Here is a 15283-nt window from a genome sequence, read left to right on the forward strand (position 1 = left end):
GGTTTCGCCTGAAACAACAAACACGGTCCCATGAACGCGGGCGGGCGACGCGTTGGGGCCAAATGTCAACTTCAAAAGATGGAAAACCGAAATGAAGAAGATCGTATTGACCGTTGCCTCGTTATTGTTCGCCTCCGGCATGGCTTTTGCCGGCAGCGACCACTTTGGCTCCGACTTCATCCCTGCCGCAAGCAGCTATCCAACCACCCATGCGATGATGTCGGGCGGTGCCAAGGCGGCTGTCCCGAGCGTCACAAACAGCATCGCTGACAGCGCAATGGGGGCAAACTCGAACTCCGACATGCCTGCACAGGACTATGGTCAGGGCATCTGGGGACGCTGACAACAAAGCCGGCGCCACGGCCGGCAGCCAGGCGGCGGGCGGGCCCGCCGCCTGGATTATTTTGCACAGCGTCGGGCTCTGCCTTGCATCGTCCTATCCTCCAGCGACCCAGCTCGGCGATAGCGCAAATTCTTTGGATCATTCGGACGCGGGCGGCGTTCAGATGCTACCCAACGGAGGATTTGAGAAATGGGCGACGACCAACGGCATGGGAAAATCCAGGAGCGCGCCTATCGGATCTGGGAGCGCGAAGGCGGGGGCGACCCCGAGCAGCACTGGCATCGGGCCGAGGCCGAGATCGACAGGGAGCTGTCGATGGCGGCAGGCAATGCGCCGCCGCGCGAGATCGCCAGCACCGACGTGCTTACGGTCGAGGAGCTGGCCATGCGCACCGGCATATCAGGCAAGCAGGCACAGGACCTGATCGACAGGCTGGGCAACGACCGCGCCGCGATCGAGCAGGCAGCACTCGGGCTGAAGGGCAAGCGGCGGCGAAATCCCGGTCAGGGAGAGGCCAAATGATCCGCAAACTCAAGGACGGAAAATATCGGCTTTATTCGCGCAAGAAGGATGAGAAGACGGGCAAGCGACGGAACCTGGGGACTTTCGATACGCGTGAAGCGGCGGAGAAGCACGAGCGGGAGGTGCAGTATTTCAAACGGCATTGAGGGCTTGGATCAGCTGAACCGGCGCGCGGTTATCTCGTTGTGTGAGCCGCAGTCCGAAGGGCATTTCAACAGCAACTGCAAAGTCACTCGGAACAGTTTGCCCTTAAACCAGAACGGATGAAATATCAGCGGGAACACCGACGTCAGATCGTCAGCTCCACCTCGGCCATGCGCCGGAACAATAGGTGGGGCACTTAGAGGGTGGTAGTGCTTAGTGACTTCGGCCAACCGGGAGTCTAGGCTGGCATGCGTTTCTGTCAGCACGAAGACCGTCACATGCCCCGCTTTCTTGCCGTCTACACCATGAAGCCCGAAGACCTTGCCCGCTTTCGCAGCCTGCCCAAGCCCGAGCAAGATGCGATTGATAGCGTCGGTCTACAGCAGTGGACGGACTGGGAGGAGAGAAATGCCGCATCTTTCCCCGATCGGGGCGGCATGGTCGGCAGGACGACGCGCGTTACCAAGGATGGGATCGCAGACGCCGTGAACCCTTTCTGCGGCTACATTGTCGTCGAGGCCGATACAATCGATGCCGCCGCCCGCCTGTTCGAAAGCCATCCGCATTTCACCGTCTTCCCGGGAGACGGCGTGGACATCATGCCTTTCGTCACCGACCCATAATGACTTGAAACTCCGGCTGCCGTCTTCTGATGTCGAAGCCGTCTGTCAGCTCTCGGGGAACATTTCCCCCGCAGAACCGATCCTGGCGGTTGGCGTCAGGTTCAGGCTGAAAGCACGCTGACTTCCTAAAGTCCCCCAAGCGTTCCCGGCCCTTTTGAGTTCTCGGGGAGGGATCGTTGGGGCGGCGCTGATCAAGCCGGTCGCGCCTCTTCGACGTTGCGCGCACTCCAATGGCGCAAGATGACGGGAATGGTCAGCACCAGGCCGAGTAGGGACGAATAGAGTTCGGGTGCCACCAGAAGCAGGGCGGCCAACACCAGCAACACGTTTTCCCATGGCCGGGTGCGCACGAGCAGGTAGCGCGACAGGGCGGCGCCAAGGCAAGTGATGCCGAGCACGCAGCCGAAGAAGGCCAGAAAGAAGTTCGGCCAGGTGAAATCTTTAGTCACCAGCAGAAGCGACGGCGAGAAGACAAAGACAAAGGGCACCAGCGCCTTGCCGAGCCCGAGCCGAAAGGCAGTGTTGCCGGTCTTGAATGGATCAGCTCCCGCCATGCCGGCGGCAGCGTAGGCAGCCAGCGCAACCGGCGGCGTGATGTCAGCCAGCAGGCCATAATAGAAGACGAAGAAGTGGGCGACGATCGGCTCGGTGCCGAGCATCACCAGTGCCGGTGCGGCAATCGTTACCATGATGATGTAGTTCGCGGTCGTCGGGATGCCGCAACCCATCAGGATGCAGACCACGCCGGTCATGATCAGCGTGAACAAAAGGGTCAGCGCGTGCGTCGAGAAGATCGCCTCGGGGATAAAGGTGCCGAACAGCAGCGACAGATGGCCTGCCGTCGACGTGACGATGTAGGACAGCTTGAAGCCGACGCCGGTCAGGGTGACGACGCCGACGACGATGCCGACCGTGGCGGCGGCAGCGCCGACGGCGAGCGCATACTTGGCGCCGTCGCGCAGGCACACCACGATGTCGGCGACAGACATGCGCCGGCGCGGGTTAAACAGGCCGACCAGGATGCACAGGGTAATGCCCCAGAAGGCAGCCATATAGGGCGTATAACCCGCAAGAAGCACGCCGATCAGGACGACGAGCGGGATGATGGTCGGCCAGTCCCGTTTCAATGCCTCGACCACGTCGGGCATCTCGTCCGGCCGCAGGCCGCGCAAGCCGGTGCGCTTGGCCTCGAAATGCACCTGCATGAACACGCCGAAGAAGTGCATGAAGGCCGGCACTATCGCTGCCAGGATGATGGTCGTGTAGGGCAGTTCGAGGAACTCGATCATCAGGAAGGCGGCGGCTCCCATGATCGGCGGCGTCACCTGCCCGCCGGTGGAGGAGGCCGCCTCCACCGCGGCGGCGAAATGCTTCTTGTAGCCAAGCCGGATCATCGCCGGGATGGTCAGCGAGCCGACGGTGACGGTGTTGGCGACCGACGAGCCAGAGATCATGCCGAACAGGGCCGAGCCGAAGATCGATACCTTGGCCGGACCACCGGCGTAGCGGCCGGCGACCCATGCCGCGCAGTCGAGAAAGAGCTGGCCGAGACCGATGCGGGTGGCGAAGACGCCAAACAGCACGAAGTGGAAAACGTAGGTGGCGACGACGCCGAGCGCGATGCCGTAGATGCCTTGCGTCGTCAGGTATAGGTGGTCGACGAGCTGGGAGACGGACGCGCCGGGATGCACCAGGATGCTCGGCATATAGGGGCCGAACAGCGCATAAGCCATGAAGAGGATGGCGATGATGGGCAGCGGTATGCCGACGGACCGGCGCGTCGCCTCCAGCAGGAGCAGAATGAGAATCAGGCCGAGCACGATGTCCGTCGTCGTGGGGTTGCCGACGCGGAAGGCAAGATCGTCGAGCGGGATCATCGGCACGTGCAGGACCGCAACCACCGCGGCAAGCGCCAGCAGCCAGTCGAAAACCGGTATGCCGAGCGGCCGCAGAAGGCTGGATTGGGCGGGCTGGTCGTAGCCCTTCTTCACCAGAGGGAAGACGAGGAAGATCAGCGACAGCACCATCGACAGGTGGATACCCCGGTGCAGCATCTCCTGCAGCAAGCCGAATCCGGCCGTGTAATAGTGAAACAGCGACAAGGCCACCAGAAGGAAGCCGACCAGCCAGCCGGCGGCCCGGGTCAGCGGCCGGAACCGTATCTCGGAGTCGAATTTCTCCTCCAGTTCGCGAGCCTTTTCCTCGTCGAACTCCATGCCGGAAAGCCTGATCTTGTCGTCGTCGCTCATAGCCTGTTCCGTATCCTGAATCCCCAGACAAACGAGGCGGAAAGCACGCCTTCCGCCTCGTTGTCGCCAGTCTGTCGGGTGGCCGCTATTTCAGGGCGCCAACTTCCTTGTAGAATTTCTCCGCGCCCGGATGGAACGGAATGCCGGCGCTGGTGACCGCGTTCTGGAGCGTGATCAGCTTGCCCTTGGCATGACCAGCCTGCAGCGCCTTCTGGGTCTCGTCGCTGTAGAGCGACTTGGCGATCCTGTAGATGAGGTCATCACTCTGCTTGGCGCTGGTCACCCATTGCGCGGCGACCGAAATGGTCTTGGTCTCGCCGACATTCTTGTAGGTGCCCGCGGGCACGATGTCGGTCGAGAAGAACTTCTGTTCGGACAGGAGCTTGTCGGCCTCGGGGCCGGTGATCGGCACCAGCGTGATGTTGTTGGTGCTGGCAAGCTCGACGATGGCACCGGTCGGATAGCCGCCGACGAAGAAATAGGCGTCCATGGCGCCGTCCTGCAGGCGCTCGCCGGCGGGGCCGGGCTTGAGATATTCGGGCTTTACGTCCTTCTCCGTTAGACCGTAGGCGCCGAGCACCAGGCGCGCATCAACGATGGTGCCGGAACCCGGCTCGTCGAGGGAGACGCGCTTGCCCTTCAGATCCGCCACCGTCTTGATGCCGGCGTCGGCACGCGCGACCAAATGGATGGTTTCGGGATAGAGCGTCGCAATGAGGCGCAGATCCTCCACCTTGGGCTTGCCGTCGTAGAGGCCGGTGCCCGAATGCGCCCAGTAGGCGACGTCGGATTGCGTGAAGCCCGATTCGGAAGCGCCCGACTGGATGGCGCTGATGTTGGCCACCGAACCGTTGGAGGACGTGGCGCTGGCAACCAGGCCCTCGACGCCGGCCGGCCCCGTCGCCGAGATCGCGTTGGCGATCAGCCCGCCCACCGGATAGTAGGTTCCGGAGGTGCCGCCGGTGCCGATACGGAAAAAAGCCTGCTGCGCGCGCGCCGGCGAAAACCCTGCCGCAGCCAGCGCCAACGTACCCGCGCAGACGGAAAAGACGCGACGGTTGATCGAAACAGTCATACTACCTCCCGGTCAAAGATCGGCAGGATGTTGCATCAACCCAAGGATTGTCAACCTGCGCGCGCCTTTCGGGAGAGGATCGGTCGTCGCTGGCGGTGGCCCCCGCTGTGGCCGTCATGGCGCATTTTGAGATCTAGCTTGTCGATTGAACGGCGGTGATCCGCTTGCTGACGCTAAAGGCGGGCCGGGAGCCTTCGGCGCTACCAACACATTCCGCGTGTTGTCAGCCGGCATCCGCAACTGGCGGTTAGCCGACCCTCCAATTTCTGGCGGCTTCCAAGGTGCCAGCCGTCTTTATTAACCATTTGTTAACCATTCCCCCGGCACCCTTTAACCATTGAGTAAGGATTCGCTGGCCGTGACCTTTGCCGCCCCTGTTGAGACCAAATCCATTCGCTTTCGCGCCCGTTCCTTCGTCGCTTTCACGCTCACTCCGGAGGCGCCGATTGATGGGTGGCTGGAGGGCCTTGATCACTGGATCGGCAATTCGCCGGGGTATTTTTCCGGACGGCCGGTGGTGCTCGATCTCAACACGCTGAAGCCCGGGGCTGAATACATCGCGGCGCTGGTCGGCTCGCTCGGCGCGCGCGGCATCCGGGTCTATGCCATCGAGCTCGAAGGCGCATCGCTCGGTCCCGAGCTGCCGCCGCTGCTTACCGGCGCCAAGGAGGCCACTTCAGACGGCCTGCTGGCGCAGCCCGGCCGCAACGGCAAGGCAGGCGTGGCGGAAGAGGCCGGCAAGATGGAAGCGGTGTCTTCGGAACGCGGCATGGAAACGGGCAAGCCCGACGAGGGCAAGGCCGAGGTTGGAAAGGTCAAGGCGGCCAAGGCGGTCAAGGCAGAACAGGAAGCCGGCGCGGCGGACGCGGCGGTGCCGGCCGGCACGCTGATGGTCAAGTCGCCGCTTCGCTCGGGCCAGTCGATCTTTCATCCGCATGGCGATGTCATCGTGCTTGGATCGGTCGCTTCCGGTTCCGAGATCATCGCGGCGGGCTCGATCCATGTCTACGGCACGCTGCGCGGCCGCGCCATTGCGGGCTCGGAAGGCAATATTTCGGCGCGCATTTTCTGCCGCAGGAACGAGGCCGAACTGCTCGCCATCGACGGCTGGTACACCACGGCGGAGGACATGGAAGGCGCCTCGCGCGGCAAGCCGGTGCAAGCCTTCCTCGAAGACGGCGTGCTGCGCGTCGTGCCGCTGAACTAGGGCGCCGGGATGAAAACGCCGGAACAGTTCTCGTCTTGTACGACCGCGGGCGGGACGCTCAGGCCCGCAAGGTTGGGACCGGTTTCGCGTGGGATGATGGCAGGTTCCAACAACAGCCGTGCGACGCACGGAGCAATAACAAACGACAACATCAGGCGACGGAGGCTTTTTTCATGGGCAAGGTAGTGGTGGTCACCTCAGGCAAGGGAGGTGTCGGCAAGACGACCTCGACGGCCGCATTGGGGGCCGCGGTCGCCAGGACCGGCAAGAAAGTGGCGCTGGTCGATTTCGACGTCGGCCTGCGCAACCTCGACCTGATCATGGGCGCCGAGCGGCGCGTGGTGTTCGACCTCGTCAATGTCATCCAGGGCACGGCCAAGCTCTCGCAGGCGCTGATCCGCGACAAGCGCGTCGACACGCTGTTCCTGCTGCCGGCCTCGCAGACGCGCGACAAGGACGCGCTGACCGAAGAAGGCGTCGGCGAGGTGATCGAGAAGCTGCGCTCGGTGTTCGACTATGTGTTCTGCGACAGTCCGGCCGGCATCGAACGCGGCGCGCAGCTCGCCATGCGCTTCGCCGACGAGGCGGTCATCGTCACCAATCCGGAAGTGTCGTCGGTGCGCGATTCCGACCGCATTATCGGTCTGCTCGACGCCCGCACCATGCGCGCCGAGCAGGGCGAGCAAATCGCCAAGCACGTGCTGGTGACGCGTTACGATGCCGGACGCGCGGCTCGCGGCGAGATGCTGTCAATCGACGACGTGCTGGAAATCCTGTCGGTGCCGCTGCTCGGCATCATCCCGGAGAGCCAGGATGTGCTCAGGGCCTCCAATCTCGGTTCGCCGGTGACGCTGAGCGATCCGCTGAACGCCGCCGCCAAGGCCTATATCGAAGCGGCGCGGCGGCTGGAAGGCGAAGACCTGCCTGTCGTGGTCCCCTTCGAGCGCAAGGGCTTCCTCGACAGGCTGCTCGGAAGGAGGGCGGCATGAACATTCTCGACCTCTTCAAGCGGCGCTCCAGCGCGCCCGTGGCGCGTGAGCGGCTGCAGGTGCTGCTCGCCTACGAACGCCGCAGCCGTGGCCAGCCCGATCTCGTCTCCGTGCTGCGCGAGGAGATCATGGCCGTCATCGCCAAGCACGTGCAGATCGACCAGGACTATCTGCAAATCTCGATGGACCGCGGCGAGACCATGTCGACGCTGGAAATCGACATCCAGATCCCCAACAAGAGTGCCATGCCGCTGGCCATGGCGGGCTGACTTTTACCCTCCCCTCGAGGGGAGGGTCGCTGCAAGCAGCGGGCGGAGTTGGCGCGCGGCGCTCCAGGACGAGCATCCTCCAGCGCCAGCGCCCTCGGTCCTACCTTCCACGAGGGAAGTAGGAGCCAGGATTTTCCGCATTCAGATTTCACCCAGAGATTGGGTGCGTCAATTCTGCAGAAAGACGGCCGCGGCACTGGTCGCCCGCCGCATCCCAACCCCAAATGTTCAACTTTACGCTCCCCCTAATGGGGGGCTTCCCCTGCGCAATCAGTGGATGTAAGCATACATATTAGCCAATTATTAAATACTGAATGGGGTATGCGTAAAGGGCATTCGTTATGAATTTCAAGGGTCTGATCAAGCGTGCCGAAGACGTAGATGATGCACTCCAGGAGCTGCAGGCCGATCTGGCGGATGCTCTGGATGCCAGCCTCGATACCGAATATGACGCGCCGCCAAACAGCGGCTATATCCCGGATTCCGCGCCAGGAGCCGAGGCCTCGGCACCCGAGGCCAATGCGGCAGATGCGGATGGTGCGGATAATCCGGACGGTGCGGGCAACGCCGACGCCACCGAAACCGCGCCACGACTGACGCCCCATACCCAGACCCGGATGGCGGCATTGAGTGCCTTCGAAGGGATGTTCCATGACGCCAGGGATTATCTGGATGAGATCAACGGCAAACTGTCGGAGATCGCGACCTCGCACCATTTGACGCGCGAATTCCTCAACATCCTCCACACCGACATTCTTCGCGCCAACGAACTGGAACTCGCAAACGGCGACCTGATCGCGGAACAAAGAACGCTGTCGGAAAAGCTGCACGACACGGCAAGAAAGCTGCGCGAGCGTGAAAGCGCCTGCGAATTGCTGCAACAGCGCGAGACAAGCCTGGTCCAGGACAGGGAGGCGCTTCGCGCAGCGCTCGCAGCGGCCAGGCTGGAACTTGCCGAGACGGCCAATGCGAGCGCAAAACGCGACGCGGAGTTCGGCGACATCGCCAAGCGGCTGACGGCCAGGGCGGTCGAGGCCAACAGGCGCCTGCGCGAGAGCAAGATGCTGCGGGAAAAACATGTCAGCCTGTCGATCGAGCTCGACAAGGCGCTGAAGCGGGAAACCCAGACGCGCCACAGGCTCGACGAGCTCTCGACGATCCATGCCAGCGAAGCAGCGCGGCTTGCCGAACTGCTGGCCGCGCTCGGCAAGAGCGAGAAGGAGGAGATGCGGCTCCAGAAGTCACTCGAGACTGCCCAGGCAAAGCTATCGGAAATGACCGAAGCGGCCAGCATGATGGAAAGCGACAGACAAGCTGAACTCGCGCGCAGCCAGACGGAGATGCGCGGATTGCGTTCCGAGATCCAGGACCTGCAATCACGGCTGGAGCGGGCCTCGCACGAGAACAGCGAGGCCGCAGCCGAGATCGCCAGGCTCAAGACCGACTTGAACGACACCCTGGCCGAGAAGAAAATCGCCGATCAAAAGTTGTCCTCGCTCACCGACGAGAACGAAAACGACAAGACGAGCCTTTCGAAAGCGAACGCCAATCTTTCGCAGCTCGCGCTGCAACAAGCATCGGAACAGATACAGCTGGATGTCCAGAGGCAGGAATGCGAGGACCTCAAAGCTGAAATCGTGTCGCTCAATGCGCGGATCAAGGAATTGCTGCCTTACGAGCGGCTCCACAAGGCCACCAACGGCAGATCGCGCGAGGCCGACGTGGTCGACATCGCGGCCGTGGTGGCGGAGAAAGCCCGTGGAACGGGCAGGCGGCGCATCCGCAGGAATCTCCGCGCCACGCCGTAGCTCATTTCGCCCGACATGGCCTCAGGTCCCGCTGTTGGCAGCGTTCCGCGCTCGCTGCCTTGCAGCGGAGGAACTCGAGCAACGCCACCCCGCGCCGCGCTGCCGCGCAAATCGCTGAACTGAAAGAACGGAAAGCCGTCTTGGCAGTCAAGACGGCGCCAAGCGATCTGCTTGGCTGCGAAACGCTAGATCAGTTCACCGTTTCACGGAAACGGCGAACCGCTCTAACTCTTTGATTTGACGCAATTCCCAAGGGAAAGCGCTACGCGCTTTTCCTGGGAAAACCATACACATTTTCCTGTAATTGCTTAGCCGCAGCAAGGTTGCGGTCCGGCCGAAGATCCGCAACAGGCCTTGGCTTTCCTCTCTTCCTCCAACCAGCGGTCACGCGGCTTGCAGCTTGCCGGCCGTGGTGAAAGCTCGACATGCACCGCATCACCGGCGAGCCGGGGGGGCGCGGCGCGGTAGAGCTGCATCGGGCGCACGCCGTCGCTGACTTCGAAAGTGAGCTTGGCGGAATGGTCGAGGCCGACATGCTCCGTCACCTTGCGGATGATCGCCGAGAATTTCCCAGCCGGCATATGCGTGCGGTCCTCCTCGACGTCCCAGAGCTGCACGAAGATCTCGGCCCAGGATTCCGGGTTTGCACCGCAGTCCAGCGCAGCGAACTGGCCGGCCTTCACTTCGGTGACGTGGTAGCCACGCCGCACCGGCCGGCCGTCGTAGAAGAACACCAGCGGCCGGTCCTCGTAGCCCGCCAGAAACTCCAGCAAGCCAGCGATGGTGATGTCGTCGGGATCAACGACGTCGGCGGGTTCAAATTCGCGATTGTCAGAAACGAGCATGTGCGGTAATTCTTGTTTCAACATTTTTAGGATTATTGAAAGATGAATGAACGTCAAGCCCTTTCCGCCTTTGCGGCCCTTTCGCAAGAAACGCGCCTGCGCATCCTGCGGCATCTGGTGATTGCCGGTCCGGACGGCATTGCCGCCGGCGCCATCGCCGAAAAAGTCGAGGTCTCGGCCTCGAATGTGAGCTTCCACCTGAAGGAGCTTGAGCGGGCAGGGCTGATCAGCGTGCGGCGCGATTCGCGCTCCATGGTCTACAGCGCCGAATATGACGCGTTGAGCGGCCTCATCCGTTTCCTGATGGAGGATTGCTGCTCCGGCCGGCTGGAGATCCGCGCTTCGGCGTTGGCCGCTGGCTGCTGCCCCGCCGATGTGAAGGGACCGGTTCAGTGATCGTCGCGCCGACAGCCTCGGCGATCATCCCGGCGCCGAAGGGGCGATCCGAAATCCAACTTCTTGCCGTCGAGACCAAGCCATGACCGTCACGATCTACCACAATCCCGACTGCGGCACCTCGCGCAACACGCTAGCCATGATCCAGGCGAGCGGCGAGAAGCCTGCCATCATCGAGTATCTGAAACATCCGCCCGGCCGGGACCGCTTGCGCCAGCTGATCGCCGCCATGGGAATTCCCGCGCGCGCCCTGCTGCGCGAAAAGGGTACGCCCTATGCCGAACTCGGCCTGGGTGACGCCAAATGGACCGATGAACAGCTGATCGACGCCATGCTGAGGCATCCGATCCTGATCAACCGGCCGATCGTCGAGACGCCCAAGGGCACGCGGCTGTGCCGTCCGTCCGAGCTCGTGCTCGATCTGCTCGACCATCCGGTGGCCCGCTTCACCAAGGAAGACGGCGAGGTGGTGATCAATGACCGTGGCATCAAGTGATCGAAGCCTTTCCGATCTCGACGTCCCGGAGCGCTCGCCGCTGGCCGCCATTGCCGCCCTCGGCGTAACCCAGATCGTCGGCTACGGCACGCTGTACTACAGTTTCAGCATTCTCGCCGCCGATATGGCCAGGGATCTGGACTGGCCGACCGAATGGATTTTCGGCGCGCTCTCGGCGGCTCTGCTGGTTGGCGGCCTGACGGCACCCTGGCTCGGAAACTGGATCGACCGCTTCGGCGCCGGCAAGATCATGACCGCCGGCTCGATCCTTGCCGCGGCTGCGCTCGCCGCCTGTGCCTACGCGCCGGCGGCCGGGGCCTTCGTGGCGGCGCTGATCGTGCTGGAAGTGGCATCGAACCTGGTCCAGTACGGCGCCGCTTTCGCGCTGCTTGTGCAGATAAGGCCGCGCGCGGCGCAACGCAGCATCACTTATCTCACCCTCATTGCCGGCTTCGCATCGACCGTGTTCTGGCCGATCACCTCGGCCCTGCACGCACAGATGTCATGGCGGAGCGTCTATCTCGTCTTCGCGGGGCTGAACCTGCTCGTCTGCCTGCCGCTGCACGCCTGGCTCTCGCATGGGCTGGCCAAGAGCAGGCGCTCGGCGACCGAGCCGCCACGGCATGTCCAGGGATCGCTTCCGGCCTCGGCGCGGCCGCTCGGCTTCGCGCTGATGGTCATCACCTTTTCGCTGCAGAACCTGCTTGGCGCCGCTGTCCTGGTGCATATGGTGCCGCTGCTTTCCGGACTTGGCTTGGGGGCGACCGCCGCCATCGTCGGAACGCTGTTCGGGCCCTCACAGGTGTTGAGCCGCTTCATCAACATGATCTTCGGCGTCAACCTGCCGTCATTGACGCTGGCCATCATCTCGGCCGGCCTGATGACGAGCGGGGTCGTCGTGCTGAACTGCACGGCGCCTTCCGTCGCGGGCGCGATGGTTTTCGCCGTCGTGTTCGGCATGGGCAACGGGCTTTTCAGCATCGTCATCGGCGCCCTGCCGCTGACATTGTTCGGCAGTGCGGACTATGGCCGGCTGCAGGGGCGCGTCACATCGGCCCGGCTGCTCGTCTCGGCCGTCGCGCCCTTTGCGCTGGCCTTTGCCATCGTCCATGTCGGCATTGCCTGGTCGCTGGTGGCGATGGCATTTCTGGGTGGCGCCGCGCTGCTGGTCCTGACAGCGATCACGAGACTGCCGAACGCGCGCAACGGCCGCGTCTGAGGGCGGCCGGCTCGTCCGTGGCCTTTTCTTGCCCCATCGAGATGCCGGCCCTGCCTCACGACGGACGGGCCGGTTCGCCCTATCTCCCATGACGCAGCGTTGCCTGATGGCGCACGGAGGACGGGATCAAGTGACATCGACGCCGGTTGTCGGTCGTGAAGCGGCGCCTTTGCCCGTGATGGCGCTGCTGGGCGCCATGGTGTCGATCCAGATCGGCGCTACTTTCGCCAAGAGCCTGTTTCCGGTGATCGGCGCGCAGGGCACGACGACGCTGAGGCTGGTCGTCGGCGCGCTGATGCTGATCGCCGTGCTGCGGCCCTGGCAGATGCGGCCTTCGCGCGCCACCATGCCGTGGCTGGTCGCCTATGGCGTGACGCTGTGCGCGCTCAATCTCCTGTTCTACGCCGCGCTCGCCACGATACCGCTCGGCGTCGCGGTGGCGCTGGAGTTTTCGGGACCGCTGCTGGTGGCGACGCTGACCTCGCGGCGCGCCAGCGATTTTGCCTGGATCGCGCTGGCGCTGGCCGGCATCGTGCTGTTGTCGCCCTTCATCCGTTCGCTCCAGCCGCTCGATCCGACCGGGGTGATGCTGGCGCTGGCGGCCGGCGGCTTCTGGGCGCTCTACATCGTGCTGGCGCAGAAGGCGGGCGCGGAGCTCGGCACCCGCACCACCGCCTACGGCATGGCGATCGCCGCCGTGCTGGTGCTGCCTTTCGGCGTGGCGCAGGCGGGAGCGGGCCTGCTCGCGCCGTCGATCCTGGTCAGTGCCTTGCTCGTCGGCCTGTTCTCGAGCGCGCTGCCGTTCTTTCTGGAGATGGTGGCGCTGACCCGGATGCCGGCCCGCATCTACGGCACGCTGACCTGCCTGGAGCCAGGGCTCGGCGCGCTGGCCGGCTTCCTGTTCCTGCATGAGAGCCTGACCGCGCCGCAACTGGCCGGCATCGCCGCCGTCATCGTCGCGGCCGCCGGAACCGCGTTGACCTCGAAGCCGCCGGTGCCGTCGCCGGAGTAGGGCGGATCAACGAGCAGGTTCATACCGCAAAGCCGGTTCGCCATCGTCGTTCAGAACTTTACGCCCAGATCGACCTTCGCGCCCTGGTCGACCGTGCCACTGCCGAACTGGCCGGTATAGGACAGGCCGAGCGTCGCATTGGCCGACATGTTGAGATCGAGGCCGGCCTCGATCACCGCGGCATCCCGAGCGATCGGCACGCCGGCGATGGTGAATTGATCGCCGCCGGCGAAGGCGAAGGCGGAAGTCGGCGTGGCATCGCCGAAGGCGTGGCGCCAGCCGAGCATGCCGCGAGCGGTGGCATCGATGCCGCCAAGCGCGACGTCGGTGGCGCCGCGAAGGCCGAGCGTGGTGAAGGTGGCGTCGGTTCTTGTGCTGGCGCTGGTCAACGCCGCGGCACCACCCGTTTCGGTGAAGCCGTCGGTGTGCACGCTGACATAGGCGAGGTTGGCGAAGGGCTCGAAGTGGAAGCTGCCGCCGGCATCAGCCTTGTAAGCGAGTTCGCCGAACACTTGCGCGGTGCCGGCATCGTAGTCGGCCGACAGTTGATCGGCAAAGCCGTTGAAAGCAACCGAGCGCCTGGTCGAGATGCTGCTCCAGCTATAAGCCGCGCCGCTGCGGAAAGCGATGGCGCCCCAGTTGGTGCCGCCATAGAGACCGAGATGATAGCTGTCACCCTTGCCCGATGAATCGCGGTCGTCGGCATCGAAGGAGGAATGGCCGTAGCCGCCGATGAGGCCGACACGCCAGCCGCCGACCAAAGTATCGGCGCCGGCCAGCAGGCCGCCGGTCGAGCGATCGAAGGCGGCGGCATTGCCGTCGCTGTCGGTGTTGCTCCACGAACCGAACACCTGGCCCCAGACGGCGAAGCGGTCGGTATCGGCCGCCACCATTTCCGGTCCACCCTCGCCATAGGCCATGACCGGCAGCGCCGCCGCGCCGCCATCGCCAAAGGCGGCAGCAATGCGATTGCTGGCGGCGTCGCGGACGAAGCGGCTGTCTTCAAGCAGCATGCCCTTGGCCGAGGCATGGATTTCGCCGGAAAGCTGGTCGAAGGCGTCCTGGGCAGCTGCAGCCGTCGGCAGCACCACGATGGCATCATAGAGTGGATTGCCCGCCCCCAGGCTCTCGGCACCGCCGCCGGTGGCGATCTGGTTTGGCGTCAAGCCGACCGAGGGGAAGGACTTTGCCTGCACCACATCGAGATAGGCATTGTTAGAGTCATAGGCTTCCGTCACCGACAGGAACGCGGTCCCCGTCACATCGGCGAACGCGCCAGTCAGCCCGCCATCGGCGGTCAGCACCGTGTAGCGGGCACCGGACAATAGGCCGCCCTGCATGTTGACCGAGAGCGTCGAGCCGGTGATATCGGCGACGCCGGTGACATGAAGCAGATCTGACTGAGCCGCGTTGATGTCGATGGCATAGGTCGAGCCGGCCGCCAGAGTCACATTGCCCGAAACCAGGGTGCGGTCGCCCGCGCCGCCGTCCTGCATGGTGAGCCGTCCGGCATTCGACAACAACTCGAGTCCATTGAAGGTGGTTGTCTCGATCGTCGCGCCATTGCTGGCGGTAATGAGAGAGGCCGCGGCTGCATTCGTGACTCTGTCGATGCCGGCGCCGAACAGGTTGGTCCCGCCCGTCGTCCAGGTGGCGTTGTTGATCAACAGGTCAGCGTAATCACCAAGCTCCACCCGGCCGGTCAGCGCACCGCCATTGGTGACTGTCGTGGCGCCACCAGAGCTAGCGATGGCCAGCGCCGCAGCCGTTTGCGCACTGTTTCGCGTCGCGCCGGAAAGGGTGATCCCGATTGCATGGCCGCTGTTCGATTGCGCCGAAATCGCGGCAATGTCACCCTCGACCGTGCCATTGGCGGTGACGGCGATCGCGCCCGTGCCGCTGTTGGTCGCCTCGATGCCGGTCGTGCCCGAGACGTTGCCCACGGTCACGTCGATCGCGCCTGCACCAGATGCCTTGGTCTGTCGGGCGATGATGGCGGTGTTGCCGGTGGACGTCACGTCGCCCGCGGTCACCGTGACGGCGCCGCCGGCAGACCGCGCGAAGATGCCGTTGCCGCCGGTCGCAG

Annotated in this window: 16 protein-coding genes; 12 read left to right on the forward strand and 4 right to left on the reverse strand. The window is 63.9% G+C overall.

Annotation, left to right across the window (positions count from 1 at the left end; genetic code table 11):
• The first annotated feature begins 91 nt into the window (after positions 1-91).
• The 4 genes from LB533_RS20070 (at position 92) to LB533_RS20085 (ending at position 1632) form a co-directional block, all read left to right on the forward strand.
• Positions 92-343, forward strand: coding sequence for a hypothetical protein (locus tag LB533_RS20070; RefSeq protein ID WP_140642760.1), 252 nt, complete (start codon positions 92-94; stop codon positions 341-343).
• A 189-nt stretch (positions 344-532) separates the two neighbouring features.
• On the forward strand, positions 533-865 hold the full coding sequence (locus tag LB533_RS20075; protein WP_140552283.1) for a DUF2934 domain-containing protein: 333 nt from the start codon (positions 533-535) through the stop codon (positions 863-865).
• Entirely contained in the window at positions 862-1011 is a 150-nt protein-coding gene (locus LB533_RS20080) for a hypothetical protein (RefSeq protein WP_023677295.1), read from the forward strand. The genes LB533_RS20075 and LB533_RS20080 overlap by 4 nt, the downstream gene beginning before the upstream one ends.
• A 276-nt stretch (positions 1012-1287) precedes the next feature.
• Complete coding sequence (locus LB533_RS20085; protein WP_224678023.1) at positions 1288-1632, forward strand: hypothetical protein; 345 nt, start codon at positions 1288-1290, stop codon at positions 1630-1632.
• 191 nt (positions 1633-1823) lie between these two features.
• Here LB533_RS20085 and LB533_RS20090 read toward each other — a convergent pair whose 3' ends face one another.
• Both LB533_RS20090 and LB533_RS20095 read right to left on the reverse strand, forming a co-directional pair.
• Complete coding sequence (locus tag LB533_RS20090; RefSeq protein WP_224678024.1) at positions 1824-3881, reverse strand: TRAP transporter permease; 2058 nt, start codon at positions 3879-3881, stop codon at positions 1824-1826.
• Positions 3882-3966: 85 nt separating this feature from the next.
• The gene (locus LB533_RS20095) at positions 3967-4956 is read right to left on the reverse strand and encodes a TAXI family TRAP transporter solute-binding subunit (RefSeq protein ID WP_224678025.1); all 990 of its coding nucleotides are present in this window, start codon (positions 4954-4956) and stop codon (positions 3967-3969) included.
• Between the two features lie 358 nt (positions 4957-5314).
• Between LB533_RS20095 and minC the strand changes: the two genes are divergently transcribed.
• The 4 genes from minC (at position 5315) to LB533_RS20115 (ending at position 9229) form a co-directional block, all read left to right on the forward strand.
• Complete coding sequence (gene minC / locus LB533_RS20100; RefSeq protein WP_224678026.1) at positions 5315-6163, forward strand: septum site-determining protein MinC; 849 nt, start codon at positions 5315-5317, stop codon at positions 6161-6163.
• 173 nt (positions 6164-6336) lie between these two features.
• Positions 6337-7152, forward strand: a complete 816-nt coding sequence (gene minD, locus LB533_RS20105) for a septum site-determining protein MinD (protein WP_140500139.1) — start codon at positions 6337-6339, stop codon at positions 7150-7152.
• Complete coding sequence (minE, locus tag LB533_RS20110) at positions 7149-7421, forward strand: cell division topological specificity factor MinE (RefSeq protein ID WP_224678027.1); 273 nt, start codon at positions 7149-7151, stop codon at positions 7419-7421. The genes minD and minE overlap by 4 nt, the downstream gene beginning before the upstream one ends.
• A gap of 341 nt (positions 7422-7762) precedes the next feature.
• Entirely contained in the window at positions 7763-9229 is a 1467-nt protein-coding gene (locus tag LB533_RS20115; RefSeq protein ID WP_224678028.1) for a hypothetical protein, read from the forward strand.
• Positions 9230-9537: 308 nt separating this feature from the next.
• On the opposite strand, the gene LB533_RS20120 is transcribed toward LB533_RS20115, so the two are convergent.
• Entirely contained in the window at positions 9538-10074 is a 537-nt protein-coding gene (locus LB533_RS20120; RefSeq protein ID WP_224678029.1) for a DUF6428 family protein, read from the reverse strand.
• A gap of 42 nt (positions 10075-10116) precedes the next feature.
• Between LB533_RS20120 and LB533_RS20125 the strand changes: the two genes are divergently transcribed.
• The 4 genes from LB533_RS20125 to LB533_RS20140 all read left to right on the forward strand — a co-directional run bounded on the left by LB533_RS20125 (position 10117) and on the right by LB533_RS20140 (position 13197).
• Positions 10117-10470: an ArsR/SmtB family transcription factor gene (locus tag LB533_RS20125; RefSeq protein ID WP_224678030.1), complete on the forward strand. Its 354-nt coding sequence runs from the start codon at positions 10117-10119 to the stop codon at positions 10468-10470.
• Positions 10471-10552: 82 nt separating this feature from the next.
• Entirely contained in the window at positions 10553-10966 is a 414-nt protein-coding gene (gene arsC / locus LB533_RS20130; RefSeq protein WP_224678031.1) for an arsenate reductase (glutaredoxin), read from the forward strand.
• Positions 10947-12185 (forward strand): arsenite efflux MFS transporter ArsK, encoded by a 1239-nt coding sequence (arsK, locus tag LB533_RS20135; protein WP_224678032.1) that lies wholly within the window; start codon positions 10947-10949, stop codon positions 12183-12185. Before arsC ends, arsK begins: the two co-directional genes overlap by 20 nt.
• Before the next feature lie 130 nt (positions 12186-12315).
• Positions 12316-13197 (forward strand): EamA family transporter, encoded by an 882-nt coding sequence (locus tag LB533_RS20140; protein WP_224678033.1) that lies wholly within the window; start codon positions 12316-12318, stop codon positions 13195-13197.
• A 50-nt stretch (positions 13198-13247) separates the two neighbouring features.
• Here LB533_RS20140 and LB533_RS20145 read toward each other — a convergent pair.
• Positions 13248-15283 (reverse strand): autotransporter outer membrane beta-barrel domain-containing protein (locus LB533_RS20145; protein WP_224678034.1); only part of this gene is annotated, 2036 nt, incomplete at its 5' end.

It is taken from the genome of Mesorhizobium sp. BR1-1-13, from assembly GCF_020165515.1.
In the GTDB taxonomy this organism is placed as follows: domain Bacteria; phylum Pseudomonadota; class Alphaproteobacteria; order Rhizobiales; family Rhizobiaceae; genus Mesorhizobium.